Genomic DNA, 11,761 nt, shown 5'->3' with positions numbered 1-11,761 from the left:
GGAAACTTTTTCTTGGAAATCACCTCACTCGTTTTATAAGAACTTCCAAAAGTTACATAAAGTTGCCCTGTATCTTCATCTACAATCCCACAAGGAACGTATTTTTCTTTAGTTCCCATATCATGATCTTGAGCTTGATTATAACCTCTGGTTTGTCCGCCACGTGAATATTCTCCTATTTCCACAGTTGCTTTACAATCCATACTTAAACGTTTCACAGAAGGGTCTTTTTTTCTATCTTTTTTCTCTATATTCTCGAAGATAGCGTCCGTCTCCGAGATTTTTTTTTAGGTTTAGCTTTTACCACTTTTCTTAATCGATAGCCCAAACGATTTAAAATATCTGCCATTGTCGAAGCAGCAGGAACCTCCTCTCCATTATATCCTAGATTTCTTAATTGTTTAATGGCTTCAGCCGCCGTTAATCTTGTATAGGCAATGGGGTTATTAAATGTGGGGTTTTGTTGTGCGTGAGCTTCGGCTATTTCTTTCAATGATTGGGCAACTATTGGGTATCTTTCCTCCCATTTTTTACATCCACTATTGACTGATTGTAATCCTAAACACACTATCCCAGTTCGTTTTTCATGTAATCCAAGTTGAACATTTTTTCTCCCCCAACCAAACACGATTTCGGTTTGTCTGGCACTTCCTCCACAATACTTGAGACACATTTCAGCTTGAAATGAACGACGCTCTGCTCCCGTCATTTTTGAGGCTGCTAAACGTAAATCATCGACCATCGACGGGGTTAAGGGATGATTTGTCTGTTTTAGCTTCAATTTACTCTCTCTAATCTTTTTACCTCTTCATTTTAATCTATTTCTTCTGTTTTTTCAGACAAGCCAATTATGAAATTTTAAAGTTGTGTACCAAGATCCGCTAACTCTCTGTTCCTTTTATTTCTTGAAAGCCTTTAGTCCAAGCGATTACCCCCTATGGGAAAAGCTTTCTCGGAAATCACCTTATGAGATGATAGCTAGAGCGGATTCCTGGGTATACTATATTGATAGGATTTGTAATTTATTGCCACCTAAGCTTATTTTTAAATGACTTGTTATGCCTACAATTCTCGTAGCCGATGATAGCCCTGCCCAACGTGAACTGATTGCTGGTTTATTAAAAGAAAATGGCTTTTCTGTTGCCACCGCCATAGATGGGGCTGAGGCCCTAGAGAAGCTAAAATCACTAGCTCCTGATTTAATCATTCTGGATGTGGTTATGCCTAACCTGAATGGTTATCAAACTTGTCGTAGTATTAAAAGCGATCCCAAAACAGAACATATTCCCGTAATTCTTTGTTCCACAAAAAATACCCAGGTGGATAGTTATTGGGGTTTAAAACAAGGGGCGGATGCTTACATTGTTAAGCCGTTTCCTCATGATGAGTTATTAGGAACGGTAAAACAATTACTACGAAATTCTTAGGAACAAGCTGACTATTAGTCAATAAGTTGTTGAATTATAAACTATCAATTATCCATTGATAACAGATTGATTTCTATCATATAGCAGTCGCCAAGGCTATTAGGGCATTTTTCTTTTCCCTGTTCCCTGTTCCCTTAAAATATAATTTGTGTGTCCTAACTAGCCTGTCTATTGCTATATTTCTTCACAGCCATTAACTAAAGTCAAAAGAGGGCCTGTTTGTTCTGTTCCCTTAACACTTAAGTCACTGTGACAGAGTATAACTTTATCCTTTACTCGTCCCAATAAATCCCTCAAAATGCGCTGTAAACGGGCTTGATCCGCCTCAAATTCATCTTCAGGTGTTAGGGTTCTTCCTGACCATTCTCTGAGGAATAAGGGGGCGCAAAATAAAACTGAAGCCCCACCTTTTTCCCATAAATTAGAGGATATATCTAGCCAAAGTTGCCAACGGTGACAACTTTTTAAAGAGCGATACTGGAATATAGTTGCTAAGGTGACATAACTGGGTTTTTTCCCTAAGTAATAGGGGGGGCGAGGGTTAGCTGTAATGGTTCCCCGTCTTAATAATTGAATAAACTCAATTAAGGTTGCTCTTGGTAATTTTGGGTTAGGATTAGATTGTTGTAAACGATTATCTATTTCCCAAAAATGTTGAGTTGTTTCTGTTAATTCTCTTAGAGCGGATAATTCTTGATAAGATAATTGATAGTTGACTTCTATTAATTCTTTAATTGCTTTATCTAGCACTCTCACTGGACTGGAAAGCTGGTCTTGTTCCACTTGAAATTGTATCTTATTTATCCAATCAATTAGATGATTATAAGCCTCTGTTGCTCCATTACCGATTCTATCCCAACGGGGATAGGTTTCAATGGGTAAAAATTGGCAATTTTCCGATTTAACCTGATAACAACTATCCGCAATTAAACCTGCTCTTACCGGATCAATTATAGCTATTTTTTCCTGATAACTATAAGTTAAAACAGTTAACATTTGAGCAATATCATCCCCGTTAAATAATCTAGCTAGACCTGGATAAACCATGCCTAATAGAGTTAATAAAGCCTTAACTAAAGGAAAACTAATTAAAGAACGTTGTTCATTTAAAGGTTTAATAGGAATATTGGCTGCTGATAATATTTCCAGCATTGTGTAACGGGCAATTTCGTCTAATCCTGGGGCAATAATGGCGACATCTTCGGGATTTATTTGCTTGCTTTTGATAGTTGCAACAATAAAGTCAGCAGTTTTTCTTAATAATTCAGCACGGGAACTAGCTTGGATAGAAGTAAAACAATCCGGTAAGGTTTCTACCGATAAAGGATTAGTGGCTAGTTGGGTAATTAATTCACCATAATTACTCTGAATTCTCGGATAGTTGGCTAATATTTTGACCTGACAATGAGATGATAATTCACATGAAAATTGAGGATCGGCATTTAATCCTAAACGGACTTGTCCATCGGGGTTGTAGGTAAATACACCAAAAGCATGATGATCTAAAAAAAACTTAAATAAATCAACAGCGATCGCCGGATAATCATCCACATCATCGGCAAAAATGCCCTGATAACGAGTGGTGAGATGGTGTTGATATTGGGAATTAGGCAATAAATACCGCCAATAAAGGGTATAAATTAAACCATAACTCAATAAACCTCGATTTAAACACCATTCCTGCCATTCTAAAATGAGATCACCCCGTAATTGAGCCAAAGAATTCCCCGTCATCTCCGAATTATTTAACTGTTCTAAAAAATACTCCCCTCCCTCTAAACCATGTTCTAGAATATAGGGTATATGCTCCACCATAAGCCCACTAGCACCAGCTAACTGGAGTAAGTCCAGGGTTTGACGAACAAAGCGAAACTCGCTATTTCCAGTCAAATTTGCTAAAAACTGGTTTTCGGGGGAGTTGCCACGATCGCTCCGATGGTGTCGCCATAACTCCGTGGCCAGGAATTGTTCCGTTTCGGGGCGCAAAAGCAAGGGAAACTGGGCTTTTAAAGAAAGTTCCTCGAACAATAAGGGCCAAAACAGTTTGATTTCATCTCTCATCCAGCCTATGGGGGTTTTACAGTAAATAGGGTAACTTCCCTTGACAGCCAAGGAGAGTCGATCGGCTAACTCACGACGATTATCATCATTAGCTGAAAAAACCAACACTGATGAGGCCAAGTTTTGGGTGACGGATTGAACAGAAGACAAATTTTTGTTCTGACGTTTATCTTCAACCCAATGACAAAATTCTTGGATCAATTCGGTTGTTTTTCCGGTTTGGGTGGTTCCTTCTATCCACAGAGAGGTTCGTTTCACGGACAGTCCTCAAGTAAATGGGTTAACAGACAATTATTTTGCAATGATTTCTTGTGGTTTGTGTGTTGAGTTTATTTTTTTTGTTGCAGGTAAGTCGAAATTATTATGAAATTTAAGTCGTTGATTAAAAAGACTTCTAATTGGTTAACAGCTACTCCCCAAAGATCCTTAGATACGGCATATAAAGCGGCTTTAAAGATCAAGGCAATTGAAGATAATCATTTTGGTGGGCAGAAAGTAGGCACAGAAAATGCTGACTATGGTGACAGCGTTATTGCTTATTTTGAAACAGAAGTTAATGGTCATTTACAAAAAATAAACATGGCATTGGGTGTGTTTAAAACCAGTCGCCTATTTCTCAATATTTCTAATGTTAAAGACCCTTCTCAAGATATCACAAATGACAAAGAACTACAAAATAATGCGACCAAGGTTGCCATTATTTTTGATAAATTAGACTTTATTGACCAAGTTACATCTCATTACCAATCTAGGGCTACACACACAATTGATAATGCTTCTCTGATTTTACCCGAACAATCTTTAAATGGTCAAGAAAGGCAACAATTAGAGAATGAACAAAAACTGCACAATTCTACGGTTCAAAGCCATGATAATCCTTTAGCCTCTGCTTCGCAAAAAACAGGTGTTTTACCTCGTTCTTTTATTAACACACTGAATCGTATTAAACAAGAAATTGATCCAAAATCAGGAGAAAGTGAAGAGCAAGTTATCAACAAATATAGGAAGTCTCGTTTGAGAACAGCCCTTTCTATTAAGTTTATTTTATTGTTAATCATTGTCCCTTTATTGACTCATCAGTTGACAAAAACTTTTCTATTAACTCCTATTATTCGTCAATATTTTCAAAATCATGAACAGGTTGTTTTTATCAATAAAGACTTAGAAGAAGAGGCGTTTCAAGAATTAAGTCATTATGAAGAAATCCTTAGATTTCAAGGTTTAATTGGTTTACGAGAAAACCTAACAGATGAAGAAATTGAAGAAAAAGTTAAGCACAAAGCCACAGAAATAACCCAAGAGTACCGCGCCCATGGAATTGACTCTATTGGTAATGTTTTTGCTGATTTATTTTCTATCGGTGCCTTTGCTTTGGTAATTGTCAGTAGTCGTAAAGAAATTGAAGTTCTTAAATCTTTTTTGGATGAAATTTTATATGGTTTAAGTGATCCAGCTAAAGCCTTTTTGATTATTTTGTTTACTGATATGTTCGTGGGTTTCCACTCTCCTCATGGTTGGGAGGTTATTTTAGAAGGGGTTGCTCATCATTTTGGTTTACCAGAAAACCAAGAGTTTAACTTTCTGTTTATTGCGACGTTTCCCGTTATCTTAGATACGGTTCTTAAATATTGGATTTTCCGTTATCTTAATCGTATTTCTCCCTCCGCAGTTGCTACTTATAAGAATATGAATGAATAAGCAATTAACAGTTAACAATTAACAATTAATTGACCGAAGAACACGACAAGGGTTGCCCACAGCAACAACGTTTTCAGGAATATTTTTTGTCACAATACTTCCGGCACCGATAACACTATTATTACCAATAGTCACACCAGGAAGAATAATAGAACTTCCCCCAATCAAAACATTATCACCAATGGTAATAGGATAGGCCATTTCTTTCCCTGCAATTCTTTCTTCGGGGTTAGTAGGATGGGTTGCAGCATAAACTTGTACATTGGGACCAAATTTAACATTGTCACCAATTTTAACTAGATTGCAGTCGAGAATAATACAGCCAAAATTAGCATAAAAGTTGTCACCAACTTCAATATTATAACCATAATCACAGCGAAAAGGAGATTCAATCCATACCTGTTTATCTGTTTGTAATAAATTCTGAATTATTTTACTTCTTTCGCCTTGACTTCCATCAGGAATAGCATTTAATTGTTGACATAATTTTTTTGCTCTTTTTCTATCATAAAGTAAGCTTTCTTCAAAAGAATTATAATATTCTCCTTTAAGCATTTTTTGCTTTTCTCTACTCGAGTTTTGTGGATTGTCCATAGATTATCAATAATTTAAGTTCTTTATTCGATATTACTCTGTTAACACAATCTTCTAAACTATACAACCAGAATTATACGGAGGTTTACTAAATCATCAGAGAATTTAACTTTGCTTAACCGAAAGTTAACCGTTTAATTTCTCCCCAAAAAAGGTATGATGGTAAAAGATAAAAAACTAAGTTAACAGCAAAAAATATTAGTCGAATCATCGGCTAGGAGGTTTAATTAATGGAAAATCAAAGAGTAGGCATCGGGATATTACCTACAGGGGAACAAGAAAAAGAATTACAGGAATCCCTAAATCCTCTAGCAGAAAACTTTGATTTTGATAGTTGGGCGAAAATGGTGAAAAGACAGATGAATAAGTCATTACAGTCTCCTTTCTCTCACTATTTATCTAAATAACAAAATTAGTGTATTTAAGGGTGATTTTTCCCAGCAAAATAAACGTTGGCATCGCTAATTCCAACTAAATTGGGGTATTTGGGGTTGCTGAGTTAACCAAGTCACCAAGTCAACCCACCTCTAACCTACCCACCCCCGTCCCTCCCAGGAGGGGAACTTAGAAGTTGTTTTTGAGACAGAGATTTATGCTCCCTTTCAAAAACTATGGGTTCCTTGTAAGCCAGGATTTTAGACCCAATTATTTTTGATAAATTTAAGAGTTTATTATTAGGAATTTGCCTTTAGTTTAAGGTTATTTTTTAGAAAATCTTAAGGGAAAATCCCGAGAATAATAGCAAGAAATGACAGATAATTAGAGCATGATTTCTTCAATAGTGTAAACTATTGCAACGATTATTAAGGAGACTGGAATTCATGCGGATTAAAAGAATTATCGCCTCAGAAATGCTTGATTCACGGGGAAACCCTACGGTTGAAGCTCAAGTCATGCTTGAAGATGGTACTGTGGGTAGTGCGTTAGTGCCTTCTGGGGCTTCTACAGGAGAAAAAGAGGCTGTAGAAATGCGTGATGGAGACAAGTCCCGTTATAAAGGGAAAGGGGTACTTAAAGCCGTCGAAAACGCTAATAATCATCTGGCTCCGGCTCTCATTGGTATGGATGTTACCCAACAACGGGCGATCGATCAAACCATGATTGATCTTGATGGTACTCCTAATAAAGCTAAGATGGGGGCTAATGCCATTTTAGCCATTTCCTTAGCGGCTGCTCGTACCGCAGCTAATTACCTGAAAATGCCTCTTTATCGCTATTTAGGGGGAACCAACGCTTCTTTATTACCAGTTCCCTGCATGAACGTTATCAATGGAGGATCTCACGCCGATAATACGGTTGATTTTCAAGAATTCATGATTGCTCCTCATAATGCTCCTAGTTTTGCCGAGGCTATTCGTATGGGGGCAGAAACCTTCCATACTCTCAAGGGTCTACTCAAGGATAAAGGATTAAGCACAGGTATCGGGGATGAAGGTGGGTTTGCACCTAATTTAAAATCCAATGAAGATGCCATCGAGTTTATCATAGAGGCGATCGAAGCTGCGGGTTATAAACCTGGGGAAGATATTTCTATCTGTCTTGATCCTGCTACCTCAGAATTATGGAAAGATGGCAAATATTTATTCTTTAAGTCTGATAACTCCACAAAAACCCCCTCAGAAATGGTGGCACTTTGGCAAGATTGGATGAATAAATATCCCATTGTTTCTTTAGAAGATGGTATGGGAGAAAATGACTGGGATGGTTGGAAAGAACTAACGGATAAAATTGGCGATAAAGTTGAATTAGTGGGGGATGATCTTTTCTGTACTAACCCTACTATTTTAGCCGAAGGTATCGAGAAAGGAGTGGCTAATTCTGTTCTTATTAAAGTTAATCAAATTGGTAGTTTAACCGAAACCTTAGACACCATTGAACTAGCCAAAAAGCATAACTATAAATGTTTTGTTTCCCATCGTTCCGGTGAAACAGAAGACACCACCATTGCTGATTTAGTAGTGGCTACAAGTGCAGGACAAATTAAAACAGGTTCCGGTTGTCGTGGTGAACGTATTGCTAAGTTTAACCAACTGTTACGCATTGAACGGGACTTAGGTAAAGCCGCCCGTTTTGCAGGAAAAGCAGCCTTTTTGTAATTTCATAATTTCTCTGTAGGGGTCAATGGCCATTGACCCCTACCAATTTATTTTAATAATCTAATATTGTGATTAATACTTGGGGACATTAATTGTCATTGATTTGTTTTGAGAAGAACCAATATTTTTTTCTATGATATATTGTTAAACTAATGACACATTACTTCAAACACAGATTTTATGATCATGAATAAGAACATTTTTACAACATTTTTGACCACTACTCTAGCTGTGGGTTTAAGTTTAATGAGCGCAAGTGAGGCAGAGGCGATCGTCTTTGGGGTGAAATCTCGATTTATTGATAGTAGTTCACAAGCACAAAATAGTTATCCAGGGGCAGCACCGGGCAATCTCTTTTCTTTTAACGAAAATGGTGGAGGTTTTACTAATTATGGTCAATTAAGGTTAAATGGTGCTGGAATAAGTGTTGATGGGTTAGCTATTTCTGCTAATGATGGATTGTTTGGTTTTGCTTCCAATACTTCTGGCTCAACTTTGATTTCTATTACCCCTGGACAGTCTGCGGTGACTGCGATCGGTCCTCGATTAAATGGTAGGATCATCAAAGGTGCAGTATTTCAAGGTGATATATTGTGGGCGATCGATGCTCAACAGAATGAACTATTAAGAATTGATCAAAATACAGGATCAATCCTTGAAAACAAAGAATTAATATTAAATGGTTCTCCTGTGAACATAGCAAATAGTTCTGATATTGCTATTGATAATGGTGGTACTTTTTATTATTCAGTAAATAGAAATACAAATTATACCTTTAATGTAAATACAGGGGAAGTTTTAGATAACTATATTATTATTAATAGTAGTGGTTTTGCTAATAATAATAATAACTTTGCTGGTTTGACTTTTTCTGATAATGCCGGTGAAGATATTGCATTTATAGCAGAGGCTAATTCTTCAGATGATATTCGGATAGCTAATTTAACAACAAGTACACAAACTGCATTATTTAACAATATTTATAGTGGTTATAATGCAGGGCCAATGGACTTGGCAGCAGTAGTAACAGTAACACAACCTGTACCTGAACCTTTAACTATATTAGGGAGTTTAACAGCTTTAGGTTTTGGGACTTTATTCAAAAGAGAAATATCCAAGAAAAAGAACTTAAAACAAGACTTGTAATATAGAAGTACAAGGGAAGCTCCAATATTTTTTTTCTATGATATATTGCTAAACTAATGACACATTACTTCAAACACAGATTTTATAATCATGAATAAGAACATTTTTGCAACATTTTTGACAACTACTCTAGCTGTGGGTTTAAGTTTAATTAGTGCAAGTGAGGCAGAGGCGATCGTCTTTGGGGTGAAATCTCGATTTATTGATAGTAGTTCACAAGCACAAAATAGTTATCCAGGGGCAGCACCGGCCAATCTCTTTTCTTTTAACGAAAATGGTGGTGGTTTTGTTAATTATGGTCAATTAAGCTTAAATGGTGCTGGAATAAGTGTTGATGGGTTAGCTATTTCTACTAATGATGGATTATTTGGTTTTGCTTTGACAACTTCTGGTTCAACCCAGATTCCGCACTTCAAAATGTAGTATAAAAAAATACATAGTTTTAAAAAGTCCGAAAATCATACCTGGGCAAGAATATTTCTCTTTTCATTAAATTTTTAGGAAAAATAATCAAATTAAGAAGATTTATACTCATTGAAAACTTAGCAAGACTCAGCACAAACGAAGGAGATTTTCCTCTTCTCATTTGATATCATTAGACTCTTATTCTTTTATTATTTTTGCTTTATCCAATTCAATTTATAGATAATATCTTTGACAAGATGCAGGTAATAAACTCAATATAAAACGCCTTTCTTCTGTTAAATTGACAATTTGTTTGACTCCGTTTAAAATCACATAATGAATACCTTGAAAACATTGAAATATCCACCTCAAAGTCGGACGCAATGTTACTTTCCCTACTTGATTATTTATTCCTTTTTTGACTCTTTTTAAACAATTTCTTAATTCTCTTTGCCCCAAGTTATAAATCAACAAACACAAAGACATTAAAAATAACATTGTTTCTATTCTTTCTGGTTTTTCAACGAAGAAACTATCAGTAAAAAATAAGGGATCTTTCAAAAATCGAAATCCTCTTTCCGTAGATTGCTGGTTTTTATAAGTTATCAGAATTTCACTAGCTTCTAATTTATTTTCCTCTACTAAGTTGGTTGCTAAAATAAATTTTCCTGCTTCTTTAGTCTTTCTACTTATCTCTTCATCTTTTTTGATGATCAGACTAATCATTTTATAAATCTTTTCCTTTTTTTTCGAGTAAGTTTCAATCAGTTCAACTTCTTTTATTTCCAACAATCTCAATTTTTTATTAATAGCTTTTAATTTATATCGAGCAGCTTGAGGATGTTCAAATTCTTCAGATTGTATTTCTTTAAGAAATTTTTGGGATTTCTTCTCTTCTTGGGAAAGTTGTTTTTCTAGTTTTTCCAAATCACTTTTCTGTCTTTTTTCACTCAAGACTATTAACCAAGTTTGCTTGATTCCACCATAAGTAACAATTTCTTCTTTCCAGGTATAACTTTCTAAATTTAGGTCACTTCTTTTTTCTTTATCTTCATCTTTTACTTCTTCCACCTCTATATTTTGCACTAATTCTTTTGCTTTTTTTATGGTCATTGGAACTCTCGTTATCCATTTTAAATGTTGGATTAGTTGGAGATTTTCTTGACCATATAAAGCACTATCACAAACCATGATACTATCAAACTTTATTTGCTTTTTGAATTCTACTAAAACTTTTCCAAATACAGCTTTATCAGATTCATTTCCATCTCCTACTCTCACAAATAATGGAATATCTCCATCTTGGCTTGTTATTAAATCCAAGACACATTGTTTTAAGTCTGGTCTATGATCCCGAGAATATCCTTTCTTAATAAAAATCGGTCTTTCTTTAATAATTTTTTCTTCTTCCTGTTTCTCTTTATCTTCTTCCCTTTTATATTCTCCATCTAAATGAAATGATGTGGAATCTAAATGGGAGTATTTAAGGTAACTGCTCACCGCAACAAAAAAGTCTTATTGAAAAGCACTACAAACAACATCAGTTGAGTCAACAAAAATATAAGCCCTGTGATTTAACGTAAAATTTAAGCTAATTTATTACGGCTATTTTAATGACTAACATTCCCAGAATCAAGTCTTTTTAAAACCTCAAATAAAAACAACAATATGAGAAAAAAAAGAATAGTAAGATAGTTTTTTGTTAGCGGAGATTATCCGCTAATCCTGTGTATTTTTGTGCAGAGAGATAGGGGGATCAAGAAAAATCTATCCCCCATCGGCTCCGGAGCCTTTTACATCTCTAATCCTGGGGGACTCCGACCAGCTAATGAAAATAATTCGCATAATTGGACAATGGCATTTTGCCCCTGTAATCTCATGGTCTCTAAAAAACTGAACATTTGGGTGACTAACTCTGCACCCCAGTCGCTTCTTGCCCCCCCACTTACTTTGCGGTGAATGACAATGGGACGTAAAGCTCTCTCAGCATCATTATTATCTGGTTTGACTTCAGGATAAGTTAGAAAGGTGAACCACTCTTCCCAATGACGTTTGACACGGTTAATCAATCTTTGTGCATCATAAGGCCATCCTTTTTTGGGAGTTGCTTTAAAAATCTTTTGCAGTGAGTTCTCGACTTCTGTTCTTTTGGAGCCTAAGTCTTCCAAGGTTTAATTTCGAAGCTGATAATGACCATAATGGATACGGGCCGTTGCAAAAACTGCTTGTCATCTGGAGCAAATCTCGATTCGTTGAAAAGACTGGCTTAAAGGACCTAACCCCCTTCTAAAGTGCCACATTTTGTTGTCCACCCCTTGCTAAGAAGGCCAAACG

The 11,761-nt window shown here is 35.9% G+C and carries 8 protein-coding genes and 3 pseudogenes; 6 read left to right on the top strand and 5 right to left on the bottom strand.

Annotated elements, in window-relative coordinates; translation table 11 throughout:
• Positions 1-673 (bottom strand): annotated as a pseudogene (locus CWATDRAFT_RS40495) (ISAzo13-like element transposase-related protein); the annotation flags it as partial.
• 385 nt (positions 674-1,058) lie between these two features.
• Here CWATDRAFT_RS40495 and CWATDRAFT_RS25160 point away from each other — a divergent pair.
• Positions 1,059-1,427: a response regulator transcription factor gene (locus tag CWATDRAFT_RS25160; protein ID WP_007307646.1), complete on the top strand. Its 369-nt coding sequence runs from the start codon at positions 1,059-1,061 to the stop codon at positions 1,425-1,427.
• Positions 1,428-1,601: 174 nt separating this feature from the next.
• Here CWATDRAFT_RS25160 and CWATDRAFT_RS25155 read toward each other — a convergent pair whose 3' ends face one another.
• A complete protein-coding gene (locus CWATDRAFT_RS25155) occupies positions 1,602-3,746 on the bottom strand; it encodes a hypothetical protein (protein ID WP_007307645.1) in 2,145 nt (714 codons plus the stop codon).
• A gap of 105 nt (positions 3,747-3,851) precedes the next feature.
• Here CWATDRAFT_RS25155 and CWATDRAFT_RS25150 point away from each other — a divergent pair, with 105 nt between their 5' ends.
• Positions 3,852-5,186, top strand: coding sequence for a proton extrusion protein PcxA (locus CWATDRAFT_RS25150; RefSeq protein WP_007307647.1), 1,335 nt, complete (start codon positions 3,852-3,854; stop codon positions 5,184-5,186).
• Between the two features lie 18 nt (positions 5,187-5,204).
• Here the strand turns inward: CWATDRAFT_RS25150 and CWATDRAFT_RS25145 are convergent, their stop codons facing one another.
• Positions 5,205-5,741 carry a sugar O-acetyltransferase gene (locus CWATDRAFT_RS25145; protein WP_198139031.1) on the bottom strand — a complete coding sequence of 179 codons (537 nt, stop codon included), beginning with the start codon at positions 5,739-5,741 and terminating at the stop codon, positions 5,205-5,207.
• Between the two features lie 269 nt (positions 5,742-6,010).
• Here CWATDRAFT_RS25145 and CWATDRAFT_RS37705 point away from each other — a divergent pair, with 269 nt between their 5' ends.
• The 4 genes from CWATDRAFT_RS37705 (at position 6,011) to CWATDRAFT_RS25130 (ending at position 9,445) form a co-directional block, all read left to right on the top strand.
• On the top strand, positions 6,011-6,187 hold the full coding sequence (locus tag CWATDRAFT_RS37705) for a hypothetical protein (RefSeq protein ID WP_007312517.1): 177 nt from the start codon (positions 6,011-6,013) through the stop codon (positions 6,185-6,187).
• A gap of 414 nt (positions 6,188-6,601) precedes the next feature.
• Positions 6,602-7,876, top strand: coding sequence for a phosphopyruvate hydratase (gene eno / locus CWATDRAFT_RS25140; RefSeq protein WP_007307648.1), 1,275 nt, complete (start codon positions 6,602-6,604; stop codon positions 7,874-7,876).
• 180 nt (positions 7,877-8,056) lie between these two features.
• Complete coding sequence (locus tag CWATDRAFT_RS25135; protein WP_007307649.1) at positions 8,057-9,022, top strand: PEP-CTERM sorting domain-containing protein; 966 nt, start codon at positions 8,057-8,059, stop codon at positions 9,020-9,022.
• 90 nt (positions 9,023-9,112) lie between these two features.
• Positions 9,113-9,445: a hypothetical protein gene (locus CWATDRAFT_RS25130; RefSeq protein WP_007307650.1), complete on the top strand. Its 333-nt coding sequence runs from the start codon at positions 9,113-9,115 to the stop codon at positions 9,443-9,445.
• Positions 9,446-9,661: 216 nt separating this feature from the next.
• Here CWATDRAFT_RS25130 and CWATDRAFT_RS25125 read toward each other — a convergent pair.
• Together CWATDRAFT_RS25125 and CWATDRAFT_RS25120 are read right to left on the bottom strand one after the other, a co-directional pair.
• A pseudogene (locus CWATDRAFT_RS25125) lies at positions 9,662-10,915 on the bottom strand (IS1634-like element ISCwa1 family transposase); the annotation flags it as partial.
• Between the two features lie 305 nt (positions 10,916-11,220).
• A pseudogene (locus CWATDRAFT_RS25120) lies at positions 11,221-11,655 on the bottom strand (IS66 family transposase); the annotation flags it as partial.
• Between the last annotated feature and the right edge of the window lie 106 nt (positions 11,656-11,761).

It is taken from the genome of Crocosphaera watsonii WH 8501 (genome assembly GCF_000167195.1).
In the GTDB taxonomy this organism is placed as follows: Bacteria; Cyanobacteriota; Cyanobacteriia; order Cyanobacteriales; family Microcystaceae; genus Crocosphaera; species Crocosphaera watsonii.
The sequence above is the reverse complement of the archived record's forward strand: the minus strand, read 5'-3'. Positions and strand labels throughout refer to the sequence as shown.